This window comes from Candidatus Protochlamydia phocaeensis (assembly GCF_001545115.1).
Lineage (GTDB): Bacteria > Chlamydiota > Chlamydiia > Chlamydiales > Parachlamydiaceae > Protochlamydia_A > Protochlamydia_A phocaeensis.
Genome location: NZ_FCNU01000019.1, coordinates 1 through 26,163 on the forward strand (window position 1 = coordinate 1; position 26,163 = coordinate 26,163).

The 26,163-nt window shown below is 41.5% G+C and carries 18 protein-coding genes; 5 read left to right on the forward strand and 13 right to left on the reverse strand.

Features of this window, described 5'->3' with window-relative positions; all coding sequences use genetic code 11:
- Positions 1-214 precede the first annotated feature (214 nt).
- A complete protein-coding gene (locus BN3769_RS06215; protein WP_068468687.1) occupies positions 215-595 on the reverse strand; it encodes a hypothetical protein in 381 nt (126 codons plus the stop codon).
- Positions 595-5,874 (reverse strand): RHS repeat-associated core domain-containing protein, encoded by a 5,280-nt coding sequence (locus BN3769_RS06220; protein ID WP_195155558.1) that lies wholly within the window; start codon positions 5,872-5,874, stop codon positions 595-597. The genes BN3769_RS06215 and BN3769_RS06220 overlap by 1 nt, the downstream gene beginning before the upstream one ends.
- Positions 5,875-6,026: 152 nt before the next feature.
- Between BN3769_RS06220 and BN3769_RS06225 the strand changes: the two genes are divergently transcribed.
- From BN3769_RS06225 to BN3769_RS06235, 3 genes are all read left to right on the forward strand, one after another.
- Entirely contained in the window at positions 6,027-6,356 is a 330-nt protein-coding gene (locus BN3769_RS06225) for a DUF6176 family protein (RefSeq protein WP_228840633.1), read from the forward strand.
- 824 nt (positions 6,357-7,180) lie between these two features.
- On the forward strand, positions 7,181-10,105 hold the full coding sequence (locus tag BN3769_RS06230; protein ID WP_068468691.1) for an insulinase family protein: 2,925 nt from the start codon (positions 7,181-7,183) through the stop codon (positions 10,103-10,105).
- Positions 10,106-10,108: 3 nt separating this feature from the next.
- Positions 10,109-11,062, forward strand: coding sequence for a TerC/Alx family metal homeostasis membrane protein (locus BN3769_RS06235; RefSeq protein ID WP_079989435.1), 954 nt, complete (start codon positions 10,109-10,111; stop codon positions 11,060-11,062).
- On the opposite strand, the gene BN3769_RS06240 is transcribed toward BN3769_RS06235, so the two are convergent.
- Complete coding sequence (locus BN3769_RS06240; protein WP_068468693.1) at positions 11,015-11,578, reverse strand: DUF445 domain-containing protein; 564 nt, start codon at positions 11,576-11,578, stop codon at positions 11,015-11,017. The two genes, BN3769_RS06235 and BN3769_RS06240, sit on opposite strands and share 48 nt — an antisense overlap.
- A gap of 69 nt (positions 11,579-11,647) precedes the next feature.
- On the opposite strand from BN3769_RS06240, the gene BN3769_RS06245 reads away from it, so the two are divergent.
- Positions 11,648-11,968, forward strand: coding sequence for a hypothetical protein (locus BN3769_RS06245; RefSeq protein WP_068468696.1), 321 nt, complete (start codon positions 11,648-11,650; stop codon positions 11,966-11,968).
- A gap of 308 nt (positions 11,969-12,276) precedes the next feature.
- Here the strand turns inward: BN3769_RS06245 and proS are convergent, their stop codons facing one another.
- The 10 genes from proS to BN3769_RS06295 all read right to left on the reverse strand — a co-directional run bounded on the left by proS (position 12,277) and on the right by BN3769_RS06295 (position 25,145).
- A complete protein-coding gene (gene proS, locus BN3769_RS06250) occupies positions 12,277-13,800 on the reverse strand; it encodes a proline--tRNA ligase (RefSeq protein ID WP_068468698.1) in 1,524 nt (507 codons plus the stop codon).
- 84 nt (positions 13,801-13,884) lie between these two features.
- Positions 13,885-14,718: an aminotransferase class IV gene (locus BN3769_RS06255; RefSeq protein ID WP_068468700.1), complete on the reverse strand. Its 834-nt coding sequence runs from the start codon at positions 14,716-14,718 to the stop codon at positions 13,885-13,887.
- On the reverse strand, positions 14,712-15,383 hold the full coding sequence (locus BN3769_RS06260; RefSeq protein ID WP_068468702.1) for a hypothetical protein: 672 nt from the start codon (positions 15,381-15,383) through the stop codon (positions 14,712-14,714). Before BN3769_RS06260 ends, BN3769_RS06255 begins: the two co-directional genes overlap by 7 nt.
- Before the next feature lie 234 nt (positions 15,384-15,617).
- Positions 15,618-18,326, reverse strand: a complete 2,709-nt coding sequence (locus BN3769_RS06265) for an ATP-binding protein (RefSeq protein WP_068468704.1) — start codon at positions 18,324-18,326, stop codon at positions 15,618-15,620.
- Between the two features lie 228 nt (positions 18,327-18,554).
- Positions 18,555-19,955: an aminodeoxychorismate synthase component I gene (pabB, locus tag BN3769_RS06270; RefSeq protein WP_068468705.1), complete on the reverse strand. Its 1,401-nt coding sequence runs from the start codon at positions 19,953-19,955 to the stop codon at positions 18,555-18,557.
- Positions 19,956-19,969: 14 nt separating this feature from the next.
- The gene (locus tag BN3769_RS06275; RefSeq protein ID WP_068468707.1) at positions 19,970-20,713 is read right to left on the reverse strand and encodes a YebC/PmpR family DNA-binding transcriptional regulator; all 744 of its coding nucleotides are present in this window, start codon (positions 20,711-20,713) and stop codon (positions 19,970-19,972) included.
- 17 nt (positions 20,714-20,730) lie between these two features.
- Positions 20,731-21,429: a hypothetical protein gene (locus tag BN3769_RS06280; RefSeq protein WP_068468709.1), complete on the reverse strand. Its 699-nt coding sequence runs from the start codon at positions 21,427-21,429 to the stop codon at positions 20,731-20,733.
- A 6-nt stretch (positions 21,430-21,435) separates the two neighbouring features.
- On the reverse strand, positions 21,436-21,978 hold the full coding sequence (locus tag BN3769_RS06285) for a GNAT family N-acetyltransferase (protein ID WP_079989436.1): 543 nt from the start codon (positions 21,976-21,978) through the stop codon (positions 21,436-21,438).
- Positions 21,978-23,073, reverse strand: a protein-coding gene (gene prfB / locus BN3769_RS06290; protein WP_228840634.1) for a peptide chain release factor 2 whose coding sequence is annotated in 2 segments (ribosomal slippage) — positions 21,978-23,003 and positions 23,005-23,073 — 1,095 coding nt in all. Because the reading frame shifts where the segments join, the coding sequence is not laid out codon by codon here. The genes BN3769_RS06285 and prfB overlap by 1 nt, the downstream gene beginning before the upstream one ends.
- Before the next feature lie 851 nt (positions 23,074-23,924).
- Positions 23,925-25,145, reverse strand: a complete 1,221-nt coding sequence (locus tag BN3769_RS06295) for a multidrug effflux MFS transporter (protein ID WP_068468713.1) — start codon at positions 25,143-25,145, stop codon at positions 23,925-23,927.
- 114 nt (positions 25,146-25,259) lie between these two features.
- Between BN3769_RS06295 and BN3769_RS06300 the strand changes: the two genes are divergently transcribed.
- Entirely contained in the window at positions 25,260-26,147 is an 888-nt protein-coding gene (locus BN3769_RS06300) for a LysR family transcriptional regulator (RefSeq protein WP_068468715.1), read from the forward strand.
- Positions 26,148-26,163 lie beyond the last annotated feature (16 nt).

Genomic DNA, 26,163 nt, shown 5'->3' on the forward strand with positions numbered 1-26,163 from the left:
CCCTCAAGAGAAAAGCCGCGTGCAGCCGAATGGCGAGCAAGCGGCCTAAAATTTGAGTTCTTTAAAATTAAAAAAACAGTAAAATAGGAACCTCATATGTCTGTACGACCAAGTCCCTTATGACACACTTTGGCAAAGCCATTTCTATTCAATCTTAAGCTATGAATTACCATTAATTTGCGATCTCTCTTTTTGAGCAAATACAATTTTAACACTAAACTTCTTTATCATCTGAAGGCGAAGCGACGTACACCACATCTGAAGAAAAATCAAAAATCCACGGTTCAAGAAAAGTTGTTGAAAAAACCTCTAATTTATATCCATTAGAAAAGGTAAAAACTGGATCAACAGATAACTGAGTTGATTGAATATCAATTGCTACGATTGAAAGATTCTTTATTTTTTGGATTGATATAATAGATTCTTCGTCATAGCAACCGCATTCTAATTTATTATGATCTATTAGTCTCCAACATCCTATTGTTGAAAAGCTCCAATCTTTACCGATAAGAATCAGGTTTGGATCATTCCATTCTACAGAATCAATATGTAATGGTAAAAAGCGGGCTACGTTTTTAATTATTTTTTTCATCATTATTGTAACTCTAAATGTGAATAGGTTCTTGTAAAATTTAATCTTTCTGTTTTGCTTAATCCTTTCGGTGGCTGGGGTGGTTTTCCTGTAAATGGATTTATAGGACCCTGATTGGCATTGGTAAACGAAGCACGAACAGGAGCTTTTCCAGAAGAATTCATTATTCTTACTTTCATTTTATTTGAAAGAATATATCCTATACCTGGTGATTCTGTAGCAAAAGTTTCAAAACCAGCTCTTTGAAATCCAGCTTCTAATACCTTACGGCTTGTAGGAATAGCTACACCATTGGAACCAACAATGAAATCAGGTACTGTTGCTGCTACTTCTGTAGTTTGAGATAAGACCTTAGAACTATGGCCTAGTAACTGTTTGTTTCCTTGTTTAGCAAACGCTTTAGCTGCTTGATTGCAAAGAATCTGAGAAGTTCCTCGCGCAGCGCTATAGAGCAATCTACCTACATTTATGGCGTTCACTGCTGTCATCACAGTTTCACCGGCCCATACTCCCGCCTCTTGAGCCATAGCGAATCGATCCATTCCTGAAAAATGCTTGCCAAAATCTCCATTCAAAACATCCACAGCTCCGCCATACTGCTTAGTAGCCGTATCAATGGGACTTGCAAAGCCATTCCCCATTCCTTGCCCAAGACCCTTGAAAAAATAACTGGTGTGCAGTCTTGAAGAAAAATCGGCTTGAGCAGCAAAGCTCTCAAAGTCGAGGGCTTGCATTCTCTCGGAAAAAGACATATGCGTCAAATCAAGATCAAATAATCCAAGCCAATCAACATGCATCAAAGGATTATTGTGCACATACGCATACAGATTCGGCCCATCTTCAAATCCTAAGGGATCGGGATTGATCCACTTTCCCATCGCCGGTGAATAAAAACGGTTGCCAAAGTAAACAAGATCACCTACTTTTCGTTTACCAGCAAAACGCCAGGGATTCGCTAGAGATTGGCCTTGAGACTCTTCACATTCTCCAAACGCACTGTAGCGATACCATTTTTCTGAACCATCAATAGAAAGTAAGCAACAGATATTGCGACGGTGGTCCTGAACAGGGAAATAGACTTGGCGATCTAACTCCAAAGCAAAAACAGGCCTACTATCTTCCTCAGGATCAATAATGCGTAAATTTTTTAATTGATCATTTTCCCAAGAACCGATTTCCTGCTCGCCCTGATAAAGTAAATAACAAGAGGAAGAGTCTTCCTGGATTTCAAGACAGCGCCCTAATCCATCATAAATGAAACGCGTCGTTATCCCCTCTTTTGTTAAGCTAGATAAGCGGTCCAACCCATCATATGCATAAATGATGGATGGGAAAGTTTGCCCAATAAGATTCCCATTGGGATCATACTGATATTCGCTTGCCGCATCTTTAAGCAGTTGATTAAGCGCATTCACTTCATGATGATGACCATTATATTCGCGGCGGTTATGCAATGAATCATACACATAATCATTTGTCAATAAGCCCGCTTCCGCAATTAATTGATTTAATCCATCATATTTAAAATGTTCGGACCATTCACCTGCAGGGTCCATAATGTGGTCAGCCAATAAATTGCTAGATGCATCGTAGCCTTGAATGAATTGATTCCAGTGCGGGCTTTCGATGGACAAGGGTCTGCCAAGCACATCGAAGCGATAATCAATTTGGCCTAAATTAAAAGGCAATCGCTGAGCCAATAAACGGCCGGCCCAATCATAGCGCATAGTTAAGCAAGCATAAAGGCTTTGCTGCTCTTTGTTTAAACGCTCGATTTTTTTTATGTGGAAAGCATTGTAATCATATCGAATCGAAGAGCCATCAGGCAAAATGATATGATTAATTCGATCAAAGGCATCATAGCCATAGCGTAAAATAATTTGATTTCCAAAATCTTCTTCTATCAATCTGTTAAAACAATCATATGTGCGTTTTTGCTGCCGCTGCCGAATCGCATCAGCCATTCCAATCAAATTGCCATGCAGATCGTACTGATAAGAATAAGAAAAACTGCCATCGCTTGAATAAAGGGAAACTAAATGCCCTAAAACATCGTACTGATAACTAAGAATGGTACCATTCGGCTTAGTCTTTGCCACTACGCGTCCAAGCCCATCATATTGATAGCAAAGTGTTTTTAAAGCTGGCTTTTCAGTAAGCTTTTCCACCCAATCACGATTATTATAGCTCCATTCCAAGGTATAATAACGCTCGATTATTCCATTTTTGATAACGGCTTCTTTTTGTTGCGTGAGGTTTCCTTTGGCATCATAAGCAAATAGAGTGGAGGCTATTAAATTAGGAAAATAAATATCCTTTTGAACTACATGCGAAAGAGCATCATGGACTTCGACAGTTTGGCAGCCTGACGGTTCTATTACCGTGCGCTTAAGGACGGCTTGGCCTAATAAATTCCAATGTTGATAGTCATAGCAATAAAGAGTCAGCTGCCCTAAGGCATCCTTCTGCCATTTAGGAACGCCCCAAGAATAATAGCACGTTTCTTCCAGTGCATACATATCCTGGTTTTGGTAAATCCGATGTTGAATACAATTGCCATGAATATCATAGGCAAAAGTTTCCTTTGCAAATACCTGGCCTGTTTCATCGATCTGCTGTTTGGAAAGAACGCGGTCTAAAAGATCGTATTCCTTAGCTTCTACTTGCTGCTGGCCATCCTCTCCATGGTGAATGATCTTTTCTAACCTTCCCAGAGCATCATAGTGATAAGTGATACAGCGTCCCTGAGTGGCCTCCCCTATTTTTCTTCCGGCTCCATCGTATTTATAGCAAGTCATCACACCCATGGGATCTGTGTAGCTATATAAACGCGGGCCTTTATAAACATAGCTTTCTTGCTGGACTAGATTTCCTTGAATATCAAGAACTTCTTCCTTGGTAAGTTGGCCTTTAGCATCATAGGTATAACGCCGGGATCCTCCATCCGCTTGCCAAGCCTGCTTTAACAAGCCGTTGGGATAATAAAGGAAACGCTCGATCGCCCCATCCGGATGAGCAATGCATATAGGCTTGCCGTAAACTGTATAAGAAGTCTTGGTCGTGTGATTATTTTCATCCGTTTCTTCAACAATTTGATTTAAAAGATTATATTTCCTGGTAATTGTCGGATGGATTCCTTGTCCATCTTGATTAACAACAGCAGGTTTTACCCAGCTTATTTGACGTCCCAGCCGATCGTAAGCATATTGGGTCACTTGCCCATAAAAATCTTGTTCGGAGATCAGGCGGCTAAGGGCATCATAGGTATAGGAATGGCAAAAAATAAGCCCATCCGCCGGATGGTGTTCCTCTTTTTTAGTTAAGCGATTGGCTTTATCGTAAAAATAAAGAGTCTTTTTCCCGGATCCAATCATCTCTTCCGATATCTTATTATCGTTATCATCGTAAGCATAAACAATGAGGCGGTTAAGAGGATCTGTTTTCGAAACAATTCGATCCTTGCAATCGTATTCTGTTTTTAGCTCGTATCTAAATTGATGATTCGCATCATAGATTTTTTCGCTAACGGCTAGTCCGCGTGCATTATACGTAAATGCCGTTGTCTTTAGATCAACGAGATTCCAGGCCGTATCATGATTTTGATAGCATTCCCGAATACTCGTAGGCTTTCCTAAGCTAGGAGATCTGCTTTGAAGATCAATTTCAATTTGTTTGACATGCCTAACTGTTACATCCGTTAAATCAAAATGATCGTATGAACTGCCATCATCTTCAATAGTTTGAATGAGTACGCCATAAGGATGGTAATAATGAAAGGTACGCTCTTGAATTTTGCCGCCATAAGACACGAATTTTCCGATCAGCTGATTCGTACCAGGCTTATAAATATATTCAATCTCAACTCCTTCAGGAGTCGATTCTTTTATTAGTAAATTAAAGCCATCCTTTGAATATTGATAAGATTTTTCATAGCTTTCGACAAAACCGGATAATTCATCCGACTCAGTAAAAGCTTCCGGTCCTGCACCTGTTAAATTGCCTTTTAGTTTTTCCCTCGTACAATTGCCACGACTATCATATTGATACGTAAATTTCTGCACTATTTGCCCGGAAGAATTTACAATTTCTTTTGAAGAAAGCCAGCCCTCTTTTCCTTCCCCTGTTGTCCAACTAAAACGCTCTTCTTTTAAGAGCTTGTTTTTTTGGGATTGGCTCTGTAATCCCGTGTCATAATAGCAGATGCTCGTCAATCGCTTGTTACGGCAAAATTGATAAGCGGTCAATTGATGGAGGGCATCCAATACCAGCGTTTCATTCTTTTTATAAATAAATTGGTAGAAAGCCATTTCTTCTGCATTGGGGCCGACCGGGGCTATCAGACTTTTAACTTTCCTTTCATCATCATATTTAATTTTTAAAAATCTACCGTCCGGCTTTGTGACTTTTCCAATTTTAAGCGCCCCTTTTTTACTATCGTCTGTTAAATGATAGGAAACAGGAGTGTGCTGAGGAGAGTGGACATGCTTCAAAAAGAAATTGGTTTGAAAGCTACTTTCACTCGAGCTTTTGATCGTATGCTTCTCTTTTTCCCTTAAGTAATAAACTTCATCTCCACGGTTACTTTTGACAAGCACATAGTCGCTCGAATAGTGAAAGTTAATTTCACTAAAAATCGTTTTACCCGTTGCATCGGTCAGCCAAATTTTGAGCGGACAATGTTCTCCATTAATATTGGCGTAGCTAAATTTAACACGGTTACCGCTAGGACGAGTTTCTTCTTGCAAGTCATAAAAACAGTGTTCTTCCCCGGTACTTAAATTTTTAATTCTCTCATACATTTGATACGTTCGCTGAGAGCCATTACCTAATTTAATTTTCCACCCTTCTTTATCAAAAACGCCTTGCGTACTCGCCACATTGGTATGCGAGCTAAGGCCGGGCCTAGAGAGATTTGTATACCCTTTTTCCAAAAGACGTTTATCGATTCGATAAGTTGAATATAATCCTTCCCTGCTTCGATAAGGAATTGAAAAGCCTTCCCGCTCTTCAATCAATGCATAGTGATGCTTATCTTGCTTTTGAGGCTCAAGAGCGTTAAAAGGAAAATTAGAGCCAAATCCGAATCCTAAAACGGAAGAGAAGAGATGACCGCTATCATAATAGCGATTTAGATTAAGGGATTCGACATTATCAATAGAAATGTCGTTATTGACCTCAAAATAATCGCCTGAAATGACATTCACGCAATCCGCTACAGTAGCAATAGGCTCGCACTCAGCTGTAAGGCGAATGTCTTGATCCAATGCAGAAATTGAGAACACCTTCCCAAGAGTTAGCCAAAAAAAGAATAAAAAAATCCTAATGTTTTTCATCCTAACTCCAAAAAAATGAATGAGGAGGCTAGAATGTAAAAAAACGAATTTTAATTTCAACGTTTAGTTATAAAGATAAGGAAAAAAACTATAGAATTTTTATGAAAAGAACCCTTTGCATTCGTTCTAAATTAAAAAAAGGCGCTTTACCAAGTGTGCGTGAATGGTTTCGCACTTTAAAGGAAAGAATTCATGAAACAATGGCAACTCTTGAACAAGAAGGCGTCATTATTGAATCCGTTTTCTTGGATCGAATAGGAGAAGACGATTTCTTAATCTATTATATGAAGGCAGAAAACATTGAGAAAGCTTTAGAAATATATAAAAAGTCTACTTCTCCTATTGATCTTTATCATAAAGAAAATTGGAAGCTATTTTCGGAAAGCTCTATCGTCCTTGAAGAGCTTATGGATTTAGAGAGATTTAGTTAACCGAATTTCCTAGTGCGTATCGTCAATTAGATCGTTAGCAGTTTAAGGAACATATCCTAAGATAGGGTATTAAAAGCATACTTTATAGTAAATTTTTCTCCTTTAATGAGAAAAATAGGTTTTAATATCCTTTTAAGAGATTTCTGTCATTTTACCAAATTTCAACTCGTCTGTTGCTTAAAAAATTCTTTTTATTCAGATTTTGAAATAAAAAATACACTATTTACAACAACAAACTTTACATTTAGCAAGGTAGTTGAAAAATTAATTCAAACTATTAATTAAACAATGTGAGAATTAAGAGATATTATTGGAACGCCTCATGTCACTGCAGATCCTTGGTACACATCGGGGAAATTTCAAATTGTTGCAAAACAATACTACAAATAAATTTACCTCTTAATGTGAATTTTTGGCTTAATTTTAGATTATAAGCCTTCGTTAAGGATGTCGTCGAATGGCGAATTGTCCATATTCCAGCTTATTTTCTCCCTAAGAGAGAAAAAGAACTCGAATCGGGACTATTGTGAATTTGACGGCAGTCTTTAACAGCATACCTATAAGTGGGAAATGCCTTAAGAGGATATATTAAAACCGCTACTGACCCAGATTCGATTTCTTTTCCCATTTTTCACCCTTTTTCAACTGTTTTCTCTAGAATCACTAGATGAAAATAGTATCATTTAAAATTAAACCGCGAATCAATTTTATTTTTATTAAATTATATTAAAGGCAAAGAATTTAATTATTAAACAAAAACTAATAATTAATTCCTGTAGTTGATATGATAGATTTCTTTTTTAATTGAATAGGAAAAGTGTAGCATGCAGCGGATTGTCTTTTTTATTTTTTCACTTCTCGCTTTGTTTACCCAACGCATTGATTTAACAGGCCAAGAAGAGGTTGCGCTTGTGGAAGACCGCGCCTTGCTTCCTCTCTTGACGCCCACTCTTGCCGATAGGCAAACGCTAAAATTGAAGTTGGCCAATGGCCTCCAAGTCTATCTCATCTCGGATCCTTTAGCAACGCAATCAGGAGCTGTCCTAACCGTGCAAGCGGGAAGCTGGGACGATCCCGATGACTATCCGGGGTTAGCCCACTTTTTAGAACACATGCTATTTTTAGGAACAGAAAAGTATCCGGTTGAATCGGACTATCATGCTTTTATCCGTTCCCATAACGGAAAATTCAATGCCTATACGTCAAGCGATTATACCCTTTACCTTTTCTCGATTCATCATGCAGGCTTTAAGGAGGCTTTAGACCGCTTTTCTTTCTTTTTCAAAAAACCGCTGTTTAATCCGTCAGGAGTTGCGCGCGAGCTGCAAGCAATCGATCAAGAATTTGCCAAGAATTTTACCAATGAAGGGATTCGGGAAAATGCCGTACAAAAGGAATTAAGCAATCCTGAGCATCCCTATCATCGTTTCAGCACGGGCAATTCGCTCACTCTGTCTGCCGTTTCTCAACAGACGCTAAAAAAGTGGTACGAAGAGCATTACAGCGCCAATCTCATGCGCCTGATTGTGTATTCCCCTTTGCCGCTTTCCGCTTTAAAACAGCTTGTTCTCGAACATTTTAGCGATGTTCCGAACAGGCAGCTTCAGCCAAGCCGGCCAGCTGTTCCCCTCTTAGATCCTCGGCGCAAAGCCAGCATCGCTTATATTGCTCCTTTGGCTGACCAGCGGACGCTTCGCTTGACATGGGAGCTTCCCTCCGATCTGGATCCCCACCAGATAGCGAAACCGGAAGCCTTAGTTAGCTATGTTCTGGGCCATGAAGGACCTGGCAGCTTGCTAGCCTTTTTAAAAGCCGAAAATTTAGCTGAGAATTTAGGCTGCTCAGGCTACCGCCTGGGTTCCCGGCATTTACTTTTTTCTTTATGCATTCATTTAACCGAGGAAGGATTAAAGAATGTTGATACCATCCTAGCGCACTGCTTTGGAGCCATTGATCAGCTTAAAAGCCAGGATTTTCCCGCTTATATTTTTGAAGAAGTGAAAAAAATGGCGAGCATGCGCTATCAATACCAGTCAAGAGAAAATCCTTTTAACTATTTAATGCAAATGGGAGGCTGGCTAGCCCAGGAAGAGTTAGAGACTTTTCCAGAAAGAACGCTGATTCCGCAAGCGTTTGACCCCTCTTCCCTTCATCGCTTTTTGGATGCTTTAAGCCCGCGCAATGTCCATATCCATGTGTTGGCAAAGCCAGACCGCCTTCCCATTCCCCTCGAACAGAAAGAGCGTTGGATGGGCGTCGATTATGAGACTCGGCCGATTCCCGCAGAACAGCTCACGCGTTTGGGCCAGGCGAAAAGGCATTCCCAGCTATACTTGCCTACTCCCAATCCTTTTATTCCTCAACAATTGCAGCTTGCCTCCCTTTCAACAAAACAAGAGAAAAGTGGCCTGTCTATCCCCCGCCCTGCTCTTTTAATGGATACCGAGCAAGGCCAACTCTATTTTGCTAAAGACGCTTATTTTGGCTTGCCGCAAACCGTGTGGTCGTTTGAGATTCAATCCCCCGAAATTGATCAAGGCAATCCCCTCAAAGCTGTCTTAACGGACCTTTATACTAAATGTTTGCAGGAAGCCCTCAATCCATTCTGCTATCCCGCTCAAATTGCCGGTCTTGAATACGAAGTAAAAGAAACAAGAAAAGGCCTGCTATTTACCATCAAAGGGTATAGCGATAATGCCGAACAGCTATTTGATGCCATCTTGCAAAAGCTAAAGGCATGCCGGCCATCCGAGCAGCTTTTTCACACCCTGAAGCAAGCCTGCCTGAGAGAGTATCAAAACGAGGGATGCCAAGGCTCTCTCCAGCAAGGAATAAAACTATTTCAAAGCCTTATTTATGAAAGACACTCCACTCACTCTCAAAAAGTAGCCGCTCTCCAAGAACTCTCTTATAAGCAATTCTTAGACTATCTCGAGCATTTGTACGATCAAGCCTTTATCCGCAGCCTCTTTTATGGCCATGTGGAAAAAGAACAGGCGCTTCGGGCATGGGACAAGCTTCACACGGCATTGGCCAACAGCCCTTTTCCAAAAGAGCAGCACCCCATTGAGCGCATTATTGCCCTGCCTGACCAACAAGGCCCGTTTTTCATTGAGCTTGCTGTCAATACGCCCGCGCATGCCGCCATCTTAGGCATAACTACACCGGACTTCTCTTTTAAGAAGCGTGCGGCCCAGCAGATTCTTTCTCAAGCGATGACCAGTGCCTTTTATGCCACCCTTCGGACTCAGCAGCAAACAGGATATTTGGTTCATAATAGCGCTGAAATATTCGATAAACACTTATTTAGTTTCTTTTCCGTCCAATCCCATACCCATGATCCACGCGATTTATTGGCCCGATTCGAATTATTTATTGAAAGTTATCTACAAGAAATGGCAAAAAGTGAGCTAACAAAAGAGCAATTTGAAAAGATTCGCCAAGCTCTTCTTACAACCATCAAACAGCCGCCGCAAAGTTTGATGGAGATGGGCGATCTGCTTAGTACTTTGACCTTTGTTTATGAAGCGGATTTCGATTGGATAGAGAAACGCCGCCAAGGATTTGAAGACTTGACATATGACGAATGCATAGATATGGCTCAGCAATTTCTAGGAAAACACAATAAAAAGCGGTTAGCGATTTTAGTTAAAGGGGACATTCCCGCTCATAAAAACTTCCGCTATCAACCTTTAAAAGATACGCAAGAGATTCGATGCATGTGCCATTATACCCAGCCTGCCGAGTAGACGATGATTGTTGAGACATGGCATTGGATTGGATTCAACTTTGTCATTTTCCTCATTTTAGGATTCGATCTTTGGCATGCCTATGTCAAACCGCATGCCATTTCATTTAAAGAAGCCCTTCTGACATCGGCCGCTTGGATTGCCTTGGCCCTTTTGTTTAACGTCTGGCTTTACTTTGCTTTTGGCCCGGATCCTGCGCTTACTTTTTTGACAGGCTATCTTTTAGAAAAATCCCTTAGCGTCGATAATCTTTTTATTTTTCTTCTCCTCTTCTCCCACTTCAATGTGCCGGATCGCAGCAAACACAAAGTGCTGTTTTATGGGGTTCTAGGCGCCATCATCATGCGCGGCCTATTAATTTGGGGAGGCATTGCCCTCGTCCAGCATTTCGATTGGATCTTTTACGTTTTCGGAGCCTTTTTAATTATTACGGGAATCCGCTTGGCTTTCAAAGAGGAAAAAGAAGTTGAATTTGAGAAAAATTTCGCCTATCGCGTATTGCAATCTTGGATTCCTCTAACCTCTCAGTTTCATGGCCAGCGTTTTTTCGTTAAACAGAATCAAAAATGGCTCGCCACGCCTCTCTTGCTCGTCCTGGTTTTAATTGAATTAGCGGACCTGGTTTTCGCCATTGATTCCATTCCAGCCATTTTGGGGATTACAACAGAGCCTTTTATTGTTTATACATCCAATATTTTAGCGATTTTAGGACTGCGGGCGTTATTTTTCGTGTTGGAAAGCCTCATGAACCGCTTTTATTTACTGCATTACGCATTGGCTTTAATTTTGGGCTTTATCGGTTGTAAAATGCTCCTTCACGATGTCGTCGAGATTCCCACGCTTTTAACGTTGGGCATTGTCATCCTGCTCCTGTCTCTTGCTGCTTTGGGCTCCTTTTTATTTCCTCTGTCAGCAGAACCAAGCCAAAAGGACCAACTCCACCAATCCAAGAAATAACCCGATCAAAGCTCCCAATCCCTGCAATTTAAAAATTTCTTTTCTCCCCTCTTTATAGATAGAGGCGCTTGCTGCTTCAAGATCTAAGGCATCAATTTTGGCTTTCACCAACTTCTTTAAATCAAATTCTCGTTCAATTTTTTGGATCAGATTGTTCTTAATAGAAGGTAAAGCCTTTAAAATTTCCACTTTCGCCTTAAGTTTAAAGCGCTCGATAAAAGGGCCTGCCAAAAACATGCCTGCCATTGGAATCTGCGAACGAAATTGATCAACCAGTGCTTCTAAGCGCTGATCTAAAATAGGAGCCACCTCTTCTTCTAAATCAATGGATTCTATTTTCTCAGCTAAATTCTGCTCCGTCCCTATTTCCGCCAAAGCCTTCTCTGTCATCAATTGACGCAAGCGCTCTTGCTTGCTGGGAATAATCGAATAAAAAAGTAAACGGCAAATTAATCCAATGGAAATCCACCCAATAATAGCATTGCTCGCAAGAATAAGAAAATAACACGCTCTCATATCAAAATCACTTGTAATAAATTAAAATAAATTATATAATTGAATTTGAATTTTTTATTAAGGGTTAATATGTCTTTAGAAAAAAAGCTAAAAGAAAAAATTCAACAGACCCAATTAAAAATGCAAGAAATTAGCATTAACATGGAAAAATTGGAGCGCGAATATCAGCTGCTTCTGGAAGAATTGGCTTTAACTCCCGATCAACTTAAAAATTATGTTGAAGATTCCAATAACTTTTCTCCACCTATATGGGAACAGTTGCAAAATGACAAGCAAAAACTGGATGAAAAGTTGGACTTAGACTTAAAAAGCGTTCGCGATCCTTTAAAAATTCAGAAAACCCTTTCCGAAAGCAGCCATGTCCGCCAACATTGGATTTTTGTACGCTAAAATGCAAGTGCTGCTTTAAGCGATTCATTCATTAAAGCGGCCCTATTCTTACCAAGCATTATTTTCACGCTTAAAATACGCTGTCCTTATTATCCTTATTTTACTATTCAATCCTGTTAAAATTGGACAGCTTGTCCTTCCCGCCCTTTAGTCTGTTGTCCGTTCAATGCGGAAGAAGACAGGCTGTCATAGAAAGGATAGGCACTTATTTTAATTTATCAACCTGATTTGGCATTTTTTGCCCTTTGGACTGCGTCAAAGAGAAAAAATGCCAAAATCAGGTTATTAGGCTTAAGAGGCCCTAAAGATTAATAAGACTTGGCAAAAATCGCATCCAGTGTGGCTTCTCTGCCCGTTAGGACGCATCGCCCTTTCGTCCCGCTTTGCTCGATCGGCAAGCAGCGGATCGTCACTTTTAACTCTGCCAGCATCTCTTCCGTCGCCGGATCGCCGCACCATTTTGCCAGCACAAATCCGCCATGAATCTCCGGCTTTTCTTCGCTTTTCGGCGTAAAGAACTCGCGCATCTGCTCGAAGTTCTCAATATGGCGGTAGATATGCGCATCGCGATAGGCTTTTGCTTCATTGTAATAATTTTGCTGGATCTCTTCCAGCATAGGAACCACTTGCTCAATAAGTTGACCGATTGAGAAGGACTGCTTCTCTTTGACCCCTTGATCGCGTCTAGAAACCATGACTGCTTGGGATTCCAAATCACGGGGACCCACTTCCAAGCGCAACGGAATGCCTTTTTTAATCCATTCCCAGCTTTTTTCTCCGCCCCTTTTATCGCGCTTGTCAATGTGGACGCTCACAGGCTTGCCATAGAAAACTTGCTTTCTTAGATCTTCTGCCAAGCGTTCAGCATAGCTGAGAATATCTGCTTCCAGCTCCGGCTTGGGTATGATTGGAATAATGACGATCTGCTTATGGGCAATGCGCGGCGGAAGGCGAATGCCGTCATCATCTCCATGGCACATGATCAGACTTCCGATTAAGCGCGTCGTCATTCCCCAAGAGGTTGTATAGGCATATTCCAATTGGCCTTCCTTGTTGCTGAAGCGTATGTTGGACGCTTTAGCAAAATTCTGACCTAAATAATGAGATGTACAAGATTGAAGCGCCTTGCGATCTTGCATCATGGCTTCCAATGTATACGTATTTTGCGCACCAGGAAAGCGCTCCCCTGGAGATTTCTCTCCTACAATGACGGGAATGGCAAGCACATCTTCAACAAACGAACGATAGACTTCCAACATCTTCAACGTCTCTTCCACAGCCTCTTCATGGGCGGCATGGGCCGTATGGCCTTCCTGCCACAAAAATTCAGTCGTCCGCAAAAAAATCCGCGGGCGCATTTCCCAACGCACGACGTTGGCCCATTGATTGATCAGCAAAGGCAAATCCCGATAAGATTCGATCCAGCGGGAAAAGGAGTCGCCGATGATCGTCTCAGAAGTCGGACGCACAACGAGCGGCTCTTCCAATTCACCCGAAGGAATGAGGCGTCCATTTTTTTCTTCCAGACGATGATGGGTGACAACTGCACATTCCTTTGCAAAGCCCTCGACGTGGGCGGCTTCTTTTTCAAAGAAACTTAAAGGAATGAAAAGGGGAAAGTAGGCATTCTCGTGTCCTGTCGCCTTAATTCGATCATCGAGCTGACGCTGAATATTTTCCCAAATCCCATATCCCCAAGGTTTAATGACCATGCAGCCGCGTACGGGCGAATTTTCAGCCAAATCTGCAGCCTTAATGGCTTGTTGATACCATTCTGGAAAATCTTCTTCTCTTACAGGGTTAATCGCGCTTTTGTCTTTATTTTTTGTCATAACAGTCTCTTTAATAATCAATAAGGATTAAGCATACAAAATCGAGAATTCCAAATACAGCATAAAATTTTGTTGATTCCGGTCTTAAACAACTTCTTGCTGCAAAGCTTCAAAGATCGCTTGTTGCAGCCGGTTTTCCGTCTGGCTTAGCCGGCCAAAAGAACGCTCTCCAATTGCGATGACAGGACGGATATGGGTTAAGGCGTTGCATAAATAAACAACAGCGTCAGAGGGAATATCCTCCAGGCGCGCCTTCAAAAATTGAATATTTGCTTTCAGATAAGGGAGGAATTGGTTTAATAAAATGCCTTGAAGATAGGGAAGCGCAGGATCTGGAAAGAATAATGTCTCATCGCTTAGCCAAAAAAGGTTAGAAAAAGCGGTCTCTAATAGATGATTTTTACAATCGCACACAATGGCATCTGCATAGCCTTGGCGGCACGCATACTCTTGAATAACCAAGCGGTCTAAATAGGCTAAGCTTTTGCAGGCAGCAAGAGGACGAACCACAGGATAAGGGAAAAGACATAAACGAACGGGAGAAAAGACTTCAAAGCGATAAGGTTTAATGGTCAAGAGCACGAGGCCTGCTTGCCGGCGGGGCAGCCGCAAAGCGGAATCATTGCCGCCCGTCACGACAATTTTTAAGCGCCAGGTCCCTTGCAGCGCTTGATTTTTTCGGATCAGCTCTCCGATCCATTCAAAAGGAATAAGCGGCGGCTCCATATTGAGCTGTCGGCATTGCTGATATAAGCGGGCAAGATGGGCTGAAAGAAATTCGATTCTGCCTTCATTTATTCTTATCGTGGTAAAAATTCCATCACCAAACAGAAACCCGCGATCAGTAACAGGCACACGGGCATCCGCCTCCCGCACACACTCTCCATTTAGGCAGACCCACCTGTCTTCTTCTAACACAGTCCTTCCTGCCTCGCCACTTCTTCAAATTCTGGCAGTAAACACCTGGCAACCTTTTGCAATTTTTTAACTTTTCTTCTTTTTCTATTAGTCATATCCGTTTCGACGCACTTATCTTCTCTTGAGGCCTTGCAGGCTTGCCCTTCTTGAGATCCAATTCGCGCGCTATCGCTGATAGGAGGATGAATTGCCTCGTCACGTAGGGGCTTTTCCACGGTGTTCTCTCTCATAGTTGTGTTTTCTGAGACGACCCGAGGTGCTTGAACAAGAATAATTGCTTCTGATGTTGGATCCGATAATCTATTGTCGTGACTTATAGAAAGAGGGAGCGCTTGTCTGTTATGGATCCTTAACGAGGTAGCCATACAAGGCCTCGCCGTTGATTGATATCCTCGGTTCAAAACTCCCAAAATCAAGCTGATGCATAAGCAACCCAGGAAAGGTGTCAAAATACCTTGAATGGCAGCTTTAAATGTTAACGGAAGAAAAGGCGAAAAGAAGTCCAAGGTATAAAGCAGTCCCATGGCGCCAAGAGCAATCTGGGTAATTCTTTCAAACATTTGCCAAGAGCGCCTATTTTCCTGTGGAAAATAAGAACTGACACGCATACATCCCACATCCCACAGCACTTGTTGCATATATCCTATATTTTGAATCCAGCCCATTTTGCCTCAATTTGAATCAATGAAGACAAGATCTTACAGCCTCCTTGCATTTCAAGTAAGGGGGTTTTTATGACATTTTTTTAAGAGCCATTCTATAAAGAGCTCCTAGCCTGAATTTTGAGTTTATTTAATTGCTTGCCAATTGATTGAGTGAATCCTCTTTTTTCGAATCGGTGTTGCACTCAATCAAGTGGCTTATTTTGGCTGCTCCTGAAGGCTGGAAATTAAGCCTATTTAAAGGAGCGATTCCAAATCTTTTTGCAGGCCATCTAATGTCTTCCATTGATTGTCTTCTTCTACAAAAGACCGTTTAAGAGAGGACAGATGCTGAGCAATCGCCTTGCAATGAGAACTGCTGAATTGCAACAGGCGGGAATTTCCTTTTTGAGAAGGCCTGAACGTCAGAATTAGTCTGGAGGCTTGAATAGCCGTTTCATAGCGCTCTTCTATTGAAAGGTAATGGAGCATGAGGCTTTGGAGTAAAGGCGGAATGACGAAAGAATTAGGAGCGGGGCTATGCATTAAAGAATAGTCCAAAAGATCTTTTATCCAGCAAGATACATCAAGGCATATATAAGAGGAATAATAAGTTTCTTGCCAATGTCCAATCATCTTTAATGGTATGGCCTCTTCCCCAAAGAAAGAAAGAAAATAGAGCAGCTTTGTAGGCATGATTGATTCTTTTTGTATCTCTTGCAAGCTTGTATTCCAAAGAGATAAAAGCTTATTGGAATGTCCTCCAGTCTGATCTATCGAGTCTTCAAAAATCTTTATGCCATATTGAGTCACATGGTCGTTGAAAGCACGCACAGTCAAAGAATGGGCTTGCATATACTCCACTGCCAAATGAAGAGCAAAGGGATGGCCCTTGAAATAGTGAATTAAGCGTGAAATCTCCTTTTCATCTGCATGTAAATAGAACTCTTTAAGATATTGAGTGGCCTCAGAGGTGGTAAAGGATTGGATTTGAATTAATTCAAATTCTAGGAGTCTGGAATATTCGGGTAAACGAGAGGTCAGCAGCAAACACCCATTGCGATTGGGCAAATACTTGCTAAGCATCTCAAAAACCGCATGCGTATTCATTCCATCCAAAATTAAAAGATAGGAAATGCTCCATTTCTCAAGAGTTGATTTGAGCCATTTTAAGCGTTCTTCAGTGTTCCCGCTCGGAATATTTAGTTCATTGGCCAGGGCTAAAAAACTTTGAATAAGGCTATCGCAAGAGTCTGCTTTGATGGTGTAAATAAAATCATATTGAGTCCGATAGCGGTGCGCATATTGGCTCGCCAGTTCGCTCTTCCCTACTCCCGCCATGCCTGTCAAGCAAATGCGCGAGGCGCTTTGATTGGCAACAAGCTGAGTAATTTTTTCAAGCTCCTTTTCACGACCAATAAAATGCCCAGCGGAAGAGGGGACAACAAAAGTCTGAATCTTGTCTGCCACTCGATTGATCGATTGATCGACCGCCTTTTTTTTCCAGGCAGCTTGTTCTTCTTTCCATTTAGCAACTGCAGCTGTATCTATCACTCCCTTTTTAATCATATTCGCTTGAGAGGCAAATCGCTCGCTTAATTGGTTTAATTCTTGCGTTAGAATGCCGCGCATACTGGCCAATAATTTAAAAAGATTTATATAATAATGAGAGAAAATATCCTCTTCGCATGGCATGATCAAGTCCAAAAAACCGAAAGGCACCGCAGTATCTTTATTTCCCTTTAAGACGAGAGCAAAAATCGATTTTATATCCTTCCAGCGCTCTTTTGCCAGCCGTATTTGCTGTGTCATCCCGTTAAAAGTCTTATTATATTGATCGCAAATAGTTTTCATTTCTGTCGTACAAAGAAGAAGGACTTGATCGCTTTTTCTAATTAGCTCAGATACCCCAACAGGTTCTTTATATATTTCTCTTAATCCTATGTAGCCAAGAGCGGAAAGCGTCTCGATACCCGCCTTTTCCAAATCGGGAATAAGACTACTCGTTAACCAAGTCTGAATGGTTTCATCCTTTTCATAAAAAGAGATAAAACAATTTGTTTGTCTTTGAGAAGAAGGCAATTCAAATGCCCTCAAGCACTCTTCAAAAGAGAGCCGTACCGCATCTTTTTGCAAAATCAGTTGATTCAGCCTAGGCTCAGGATAGATGTCCGCCAATTGAATCAAATCCTCCCTTGGAATTTTCTCCAGAAAATGCGCCCATTCTAAATCACTTCCTGCGCTATCGATTAAAGAAACGGCTTTTAATAAGCAACTAGCAGCCGCTTTTTCATCCCTCAAAACATAATGATAATGGAAAAGCGCGAAATAGCCATTTACGGCCTGCTCAATCTTGCCTAAGGCTTCATAAGAAAAAGCGCAAAGGGCTAGCTTGACAACAGAGCATTTACCTGAAGGCTTCTCAGTTGAAAACCTAAGCAAAGAGGCAAAGAAAGCGTCTTCTTCTTTGTATAGATCTAAAGTGAATTTGAATTCTTTCTGATCGGATTCCAGGGGAAGATAAGAGCTTAGATCCGCCTCTATCAGAGAGTAAAGCCAATTTTTTTGTTCATCCTTCATGCGATGAATGGCTTGATGAATAGCCTCTTTCTCTTTTAGCGGGCGAAGAGTTAATTTCTCTTTATATTTCTCCATTACGACATTATAGCAAAGCATGACTTGAAACAGATTTTTCTCCGCAATTGCCTTGACTTTTGAAATTAATTGATCTGCATTCGCTAAATTTTCTTCCGGGAAAGCTAATTTAATAAAATCATTTAGTGTCCAATCTTTCGTACTTAACGTATGCCTTGATCCATCGGAATACTGAATAAAAGCCCATAAATTTTGATCTGAATGGTAAAGGGAGACTTGACGTCCCGCATTTTTCCAACAGCCTAAAAATAGGGAAGTTTTGAAATCATGGGTAAGAGGAGAACTAACAAGATTTGCTATTGGAACTGTCATGATGTTTAATTTCGCTATTATTTAATAATAAAAAAATAACATTTTAATTATCCCATGTTTTCCAGCAAATAAAATATTAAAATGGAAATTAAATTATAACAAAAATTTTTTCAATAAAGATTTATTTTTATTAAGGCTAGCTTTTTTGCATATGAGCCGCATAAGCTTCTCAATAAGGGGCAAATTCTCCATTAATTCGAGAATTTCAAACTAGAAACCGTTATGACTTCAGAGAGCATTTCCAAGAATTTTAAAAAGAGATTCGCCTTTAAATAAAGTCTCTAGATACTCTTGCTCGGGACTGGAATCAATGACTATTCCTCCTCCTAATTGCAAGTAAATGCTCTTGCCCTTAAAGACAAGGGTACGGATGGCAATATTCAAATCGAAATCGCCTGTTCCGGTCATGTACCCTAAAGAGCCCGTATAAGCGCCTCGCGGCTTTTTCTCTAATGCTTGAATGATTTCCATCGCCCTTAATTTAGGGCATCCGGTGATTGAGCCGCCAGGAAAACAAGCGCGAATGATTTCCAAAGAAGTGAGCTCGTTTCTGGCGCGAGATCGCACCAGGGAAAGAAGATGAAAAACATTTGTATATGCCTCGCAACGCCAAATCTCCGGCGTTTCTACACTGCCAGTCTCGCTTACCCTTCCCAAATCATTGCGCATTAGGTCTGTAATCATCAAAAGCTCGGCTCTCTCTTTAGGCGATGCCAAAAGCTGGCGCTTGAGAGATTCGTCCTCTTCTATACTTTTTCCTCTTTGAATCGTTCCTTTGATCGGCCGAGTCTCCAAACGATTTCCTCTTTTTTGCAAAAACCTCTCGGGAGAAGTGGAAACCAGGCAAAAATCCGACCTATTCAAATAAGCAGAGAAAGGAGCCGGATTGAGCTGGGAGACTTGAGAAAAGACATCAAAAGGCCTCCTGATGCCATCAAAAATGAAAGATTGGGACAAATTGACTTGATAGACATCTCCCGACCGTATCCATTCCTTGGCTTGTTCAATTTGATTTAAATAAAGGTCTTTGCGATTAAGAAAAGGGCGAAGAGATAAAGGACCGGCCGGGCGCTGCTTATCGTCAACAGCAGCCTTGCTTTCCCTAAACGCCTGCCATCCCTCAGGAATTGATAAACGCTCCATCCATTGCCGCTCATGCACTTGCAGCAGGGGCATCGCAAAGGCAGACAAAATGACAGTGGCTGACGAGGAGGCGTGATCGTACACTAATACAAGCGCGCAGCGCTCCCAATAGGCATCAGGGGTATAATCCGCCTGCAAATAAGGCAAAGGCTTATCGGGATCGGCGAATGCGCCCATTTCGTATCCTAGAAAGCCGAAAGCATAAGAATCGGCCTGTGTGCCAAGGCGGGAGAAAAATACTTCCTGAAGGCCTTCCCAGGGATTAGAAAAGCGGTAATGCTGGGCCTCTCTTCCGCTTTGCCATCTTATCTCTCTCTCCTTCACACTCACGCTTTCATAAGGGAAAAGGGCCAAGAAAGACTGCTTTGCCGAATCCAGGCTGCCGCCGGAATAAAGCAAGCATGTTCCTGGATAATCAGCAAAATAATTAGCGGCGGCCAGCAAGCTGGTCGATGTAAAAGATGTTAAGCGAAGCGTATGATGCATGTAAAAAAGAGCGCCTAAGCCTCTTCTGACTGAAGCTCATCTGGAATTTTCATATTATGATAAACGGCATCGACGTCTTCAAGCTCTTCTAACCAATCAATTAAGGCCAAGTTCTCTTTTGCCGTTTCCGTATCGCATTCGACATAGGATTTTGGAATCATTTCCAATTCCGCCTCTTCGCAGGCGAATCCCAAATGATTGATGGCATCCTTGACGGTATACAAATGTGCAGGATCGGTCGTAATAATATACATCTCGTCCGTCGCTTCGAAATCTTCAGCCCCAGCTTCGGAAGCAGCTAAAAAAAGCTCTTCTTCTATGGCATTTTTTTTGGCGATCTGGATGACCCCTTTACGGTCAAAATTGAATGTCACCGCTCCGGGGCTTGCAATCGTCCCTCCACGTTTGTTTGTAGCAATACGCATTTCGGAAGAGATGCGATTCTTATTATCCGTCATGACATCAACGACAATACCCACCCCGCCATGCCCATAAAGCTCATATGTCATTTCATGGTAATCGGCTTGATCTGCACTGGACGCCTTCTTAATATTACGTTCGATATTTTCGTTGGGCATATTCGCCGCACGCGCTTTTTGAAGGGCTAGGCGCAGGCGAGGATTACTCTTGAAGTCCGGCCCGCCTAATTTAACCGCGCTAATAATTTCCTTCGCAATGCGAGAAAAAATTTTCCCTTTCTTAGCATCGGCTTTACCCTTGCGATGTTTAATATTTGCCCATTTACTATGACCTGCCATGAATGATCCTTAAGAAATTAAAAGTTACAAGAAGAATTAAATAAATAGCACTGGTTATCTCGAATCCATTGTTGTGCTTGGGAATAGTATTTAAATTGTTTTTCGCGTTCCTTAAATGCCCTACTGTGAATATGTTTTAACCCATTTTTATCCACATAAGTGGGGCAGACATAGTGCAGCATCTCATGATAGACGACATACGAGACAAAATAATCAGGAAAATGCTTATTATCAAGCAAACGGTTAATTTTAATAAGTTTGAGCGGATCATGATACAAACCAAAGGTAATGCGGCTGCATGCCCTGCGGCGCGCATTGCCAAACCATGTGATATGCAGCTTCAACGATTGATCAAAATATTCCTGATTTAAATTGCAGTAAATCTGCTTTAAATCATAGATGCGTCCCTTTGTTTGGAGCTTGCTTAAATCCAACTCGTGAGAATAGTCGAGTTTTTGCAAGTTGTCTTCAATATAGGCCTTAATGCTGGGACCTATTTTTTTATGCTCTCCCTTGAGATAACAAGCGAGCTCTTGCATAATATTATGCGGAGCTTGCAAGAACATGCGATGCAAAGATACCTTGGTGCAATCCGGTTCCCATTTTACACTCAGCATGGTTGAGCGATTATCATTAATTTTTAAATGCAGCTTGATTCCTACTCTATTCTCGAGCTGCTCTTGAAATGTTAAAGCTTGTTTTGGATCGTAAAACATAAAAAATTATAAAAATCTCTCCATAAAAACACGTCCGACATAGCGATCGCCTTCTTTTATCCACGCATCCTGACGGCCGAATTCTTTAAAACCAAAGCGTTTATACAAACGCATAGCAGGATTTTCCGCATAAACCTGCAGATGTAAAAGTTCGATTTTAAATTTTTCTTTTGCCAAATGAATAATGCTATTCATCAGATAAGTGCCAATGCCTCGATTGCGAAATCCCTTTCCGACAATGATTCCAAACTCGCATTGATGAGCCAGCTTACGATAAGGCTGCAGATAAAGCGTGGCCATTCCACAAGGAACCCCATTAACTAGAATGGTCAAGCTGCATTTATAGCGATGAAAGGCAATCCAACGCATGACAGCATCATCGATTTCAACTTCGTCTTCCATAGGAAACCAGCGCAACACACCAGGCTCCATCAGCCATTCCTTCAGATACGTGGCGTCTCCCAGCTCCGTATAGCGAAGTTCTACGCCCGGAATAATCTCAGCTGGCTTATTATCTTCTTCATTCTCTGGTTTATTTTCCGCTTCCATTAGCCAAACTCCTTTAAATAAGCGTTAACAAATTCATCGATTTCCCCATCCATAACGGCTTGAATATTTCCCGATTCCACTTTAGTACGGGTATCCTTTACTAAAGTATAAGGCTGGAAAACATAATTGCGGATTTGGCTTCCCCAAGCGTTTTCCATCTTTTCTCCCTTCAGGGAATTAAGAGCCTTTTCGCGCTCCGTTACTTCTAACTCATATAGCTTTGAACGCAGCATTTGGAAGCACGCTTCTTTATTCTGCACTTGGCTTCGCTGAGTTTGGCATGAGACTACAATTCCAGTAGGCAAGTGAGTTAAGCGAACAGCAGAATCGGTTTTATTGACGTGCTGACCTCCCGCTCCCGAGGAACGGTAAGTATCAATTCTCAGATCTTCCGGCCTAATCTCGATTTGAATATCATCTGTAATTTCGGGAGACACATCTACAGAAGCAAAACTCGTATGCCTTTTGGCATTGCTGTCAAAGGGCGAAATGCGAACTAAGCGATGCACGCCCTTTTCAGCTTTGGCATAGCCATACGCATAGCCGCCTTGAAAGCGCAACGTGATGCTCTTTAAGCCGACGACCTCTCCTTCAACAAAATCAATGATCTCCACCTTCCAACCGCGCTTAGAAGCCCATCGTTGATACATTCTGGAAAGCATGTGAGCCCAATCGCACGCTTCCGTCCCTCCCGCTCCAGAATTGATTGTCAAGTAACAATCTTTGCCGTCCATTTCACCAGACAGCATTCTTCTGACCTCAAGATCGCTCAGTTGTTTTTCAATTTGATCCAATTGCTCTAATAGCTCATCAATCAAGGCCTGTTCATTTAATTCAAAGGCCTCGGGCAATAAGGCTTTGACATCTTCAAAACGCCTTTTTAAATCCTGATAGGGCATTGTCCAGGCCCGCAGCTGATTGCATTCGTTAATGACAGCCTGGGCTTGTTCGGAATGACTCCAAAAATCGCCCTCTTCCATCAATGTTTCTAATTCCTTTACTCGCGCTTCCTTAGAAGCCAAGTCAAAGATACCTCAACATATGAAGTTGCCTTTCTTCTATTCCTTTTAAGCGTAATTGTGTCTCGTTATTCATAAATCCTCTCTACTGATTGTTACAAAAATACTTGAAAATATTAAGAAAGGGCTTAAATTTAAATGCTAGGCCTTTCTAATTCAATAGCCTTGTTTTCAAACAAAAGCTCATCCATAAGTTAGGGAATAATTTAGCGATTCTAATTTAAAAAGTCAAAAATCTAGAAGCCCTAGGCCTTAGAGGGTATATTATAACCGCTAATGACCTAAATTCGCATTCTTTTCCCCTAGGAAGCGATAGGAAAGAACAGGCAATATTCACTCAATATGGCCCGTTCTCCCCTATTGCCTCCTAAGAGAAAAATAACCTCAAATATAGGTTATTATGGATTTTAATATCCCCTCTTAGAGGGTGTATTATAACCGCTAATGACCTAAATTCGCATTCTTTTTCCCCGTAAGATGCTATTTTTTCCAAGGAAAAAGCATTCGAATAGGGCTCTTGACTATACTTCTTGGGAGTGGTTGCAAAGTCTATTGCCTAGATTGAGCATTAATCAAAATTGTTCTATTAAGAATAAAATTATTATACCCTTTTTTTGTTTAAATTTCAATTATTTGAAAACACTTTACTATTGATTTGATACAGTCACAAACATATTTAAAATATTAAAAAATAATTTATTAAAATTTTATCTTAATCGGAATGCAAATTCTTTTTTCCTAAGGATGTTCCCAAGTTTCCAATGGCTTAGAGGATGGATTAAAACCGCTAATGACCTAGATTCGCATTCTTTTCTCCTAAGAAGAGATAGGAGAAAATACCCTCAAATATCGATTATTATGGATTTTAATATTTTCCTAGGCAAGTGAACGCAAAAACCTTGCTCTTGCAGTGACTTGTTGGGAGCTTTAGGCTGTTTGAATGTCCCTCCTTCTTCTCTTTTTTAAGCCGTAGCTAGTGGCGGTCATCACAGCAGCTAAAAAGAGAAAATAGAGGGGCATAGGCTCGACATTCCCATTATGCAAATACCCCATTAAAAAGGTCAATCCGGCAATAAGGAAATAATAAGCTAAACCAAAAAGTGCTCCAGCCGTGCCCATGGTCTCTCGATAATCCGTCAGCGCCTGAGACAAGGCATTGGGAATAATCAATCCGATTCCAAAAAATAACAGGCAAATTAAAACAAGAATGGCACCTAAGCGAACAAAGTTGACTTCCTGCAAAAGGCCTAGATATGCCCACCCTGTCAATCCGATTGAAGCGAGCATTGCACAATAGCAGCCTAACCGGATGATCTTTTCTCCACTCATTTCTTGTCGGTTCAGGCGATGCGAAAGAACAGAGGCTCCTATGCTTCCCAAGGCAAGAACCATTCCAAACAAGCCATATTGTCCAGGAGTGAAACCCAAGCATTCAATAAAAATAAAGGGCGCTTCAGCATAATAACTAAAAATTATGCCGTTGCAAGCTCCAATTAAGATGGCATAGGCCCAAATCTTCCCATCAGTCAAAAATTGACCGGCCACTCTTTTAAACGGCATTCCTCCCTTTCTTTCTCCTTCTTTGGTTTCAGGCAAAACCCAAAAGCAGTAGCTGAGGAGAGCCAGGCCCATGCCCACTAAAACGACAAAGTTTCCGCGCCACCCGGCCAGTTGATCCACTCCCCCTCCAATCAAAGGGCCGACAGCAGGCGAAAGAGCCAGTGCCCCCCCCACGACTGAAAAAATCTGATTGCGCTTAGCCCCTGTATAAAGATCGCGAATCATGGTCTGGGTCACAACAGATCCCGCACTGGCTCCGCAAGCCTGAATGAAGCGCCAGCCCAGCAATAGGGCAATCGAAGAGGATTTATAGCACCCCCAGCTCCCCACACAATAAATCGATAAGCCTGCCAGCAGCGCAGGACGGCGTCCGATATAATCCGATACCACGCCCCATAAACAAACGCCCAAGGCAAACCCAATAAAGTAAATACTAAGCGTAAATTCCGCCCATTTTTCATTTACCTGGAGGGCATGGGCCAAATCCGGCAAAGAAGGCGTATAGATGGTCTCGCTCAATTGAGGAAATCCCAATAATAATACGATCAAAAATAAAGAAAGCGTCGCTTTCTCTTTCACCTTAAACATGATATTCCCCTTTCCTTAAAAACACTCCTTTAAGAATAATTCCTCATTTTGTTATTTACAATACATCCATAATTAAACCATTGTTAACTTTAAGTTAACAATAAAGGACAATTCATGCCTTCGCTAGATCGCTTGAGCTTATTTGTAAAAGTTGTAGAAGCCAATAGCTTTATTGCCGTTGCCGATCAGCTGAATTTATCTCGGGCAGCAATTAGCAAGCAGATTGCTTTATTGGAACAAGAATTGGGAGTCAAGCTCATGGAGCGCACGACGCGACGCTTGAGATTGACGGAAGCGGGCGAGCTTTACTACGCGCGCTGCAAGCACTTATTTCAAGTTATGGAAGAGATGCAGGCCATGATGTCGACCTTACGCAAAGAGCCAACAGGAACGCTTAGAGTGATCTGTGCACGCTATTTTGGAGAAAAGTATGTGATCCCGCATTTAGGAGAGTTTTTGGCCGCTTATCCACGCTTGAAAGTAGACTTGGAATTAGCGGAAAGGGTGCCCAATCTATCAAAGGAAGAAATTGATCTGGTGCTGGGCATGTCCATTCCGGGGCCATTGGAAGCTGTTCAGCGTACGATTAGCCAAACGCGGTATGCTATTTGTGCTTCTCCTGCTTATTTCGAGCAATTTGGCATTCCGAAGAAGCCAATGGATTTGGTGGGGCATCGCTATTTAACGCATAGCATGCGCCAACCCGATGATGTCTTAGAATTTGCAGAGAATTTGCAAATTCATATCGATCCTTTTTTGCGGCTAAACGATGCAAATGCCTTGTTAACATGCGCACTAGATGGGCTAGGAATAGTAAAATTGCATTACTATATGGTTAAGGAGGCATTAAAAGAACAAAAACTAGTAGAAGTCTTAACGCAGTACAGCCAACGCATTTACCCTATTTACGTCTGCTATATTCAAAATCGCTATCTGTTGCCCAAAATTCGCCATTTTATTGATTTTATGCTAGCAAAAGTAGACAAAGACCTCAGCCGGTAAATGCAAAAGCAGAGCA

Excerpts from the sequence above, each read along its gene's own strand:
- BN3769_RS06215 (WP_068468687.1), bottom strand. The coding sequence starts at position 595 with ATGATGAAAAAAATAATTAAAAACGTAGCCCGCTTTTTACCATTACAT.
- BN3769_RS06225 (WP_228840633.1), top strand. The coding sequence starts at position 6,027 with ATGAAAAGAACCCTTTGCATTCGTTCTAAATTAAAAAAAGGCGCTTTA.
- BN3769_RS06230 (WP_068468691.1), top strand. The coding sequence starts at position 7,181 with ATGCAGCGGATTGTCTTTTTTATTTTTTCACTTCTCGCTTTGTTTACC.
- BN3769_RS06235 (WP_079989435.1), top strand. The coding sequence starts at position 10,109 with ATGATTGTTGAGACATGGCATTGGATTGGATTCAACTTTGTCATTTTC.
- BN3769_RS06240 (WP_068468693.1), bottom strand. The coding sequence starts at position 11,578 with ATGAGAGCGTGTTATTTTCTTATTCTTGCGAGCAATGCTATTATTGGG.
- BN3769_RS06245 (WP_068468696.1), top strand. The coding sequence starts at position 11,648 with ATGTCTTTAGAAAAAAAGCTAAAAGAAAAAATTCAACAGACCCAATTA.
- proS (WP_068468698.1), bottom strand. The coding sequence starts at position 13,800 with ATGACAAAAAATAAAGACAAAAGCGCGATTAACCCTGTAAGAGAAGAA.
- BN3769_RS06260 (WP_068468702.1), bottom strand. The coding sequence starts at position 15,383 with ATGGGCTGGATTCAAAATATAGGATATATGCAACAAGTGCTGTGGGAT.
- BN3769_RS06265 (WP_068468704.1), bottom strand. The coding sequence starts at position 18,326 with ATGACAGTTCCAATAGCAAATCTTGTTAGTTCTCCTCTTACCCATGAT.
- pabB (WP_068468705.1), bottom strand. The coding sequence starts at position 19,955 with ATGCATCATACGCTTCGCTTAACATCTTTTACATCGACCAGCTTGCTG.
- BN3769_RS06275 (WP_068468707.1), bottom strand. The coding sequence starts at position 20,713 with ATGGCAGGTCATAGTAAATGGGCAAATATTAAACATCGCAAGGGTAAA.
- BN3769_RS06280 (WP_068468709.1), bottom strand. The coding sequence starts at position 21,429 with ATGTTTTACGATCCAAAACAAGCTTTAACATTTCAAGAGCAGCTCGAG.
- BN3769_RS06285 (WP_079989436.1), bottom strand. The coding sequence starts at position 21,978 with ATGGAAGCGGAAAATAAACCAGAGAATGAAGAAGATAATAAGCCAGCT.
- BN3769_RS06295 (WP_068468713.1), bottom strand. The coding sequence starts at position 25,145 with ATGTTTAAGGTGAAAGAGAAAGCGACGCTTTCTTTATTTTTGATCGTA.
- BN3769_RS06300 (WP_068468715.1), top strand. The coding sequence starts at position 25,260 with ATGCCTTCGCTAGATCGCTTGAGCTTATTTGTAAAAGTTGTAGAAGCC.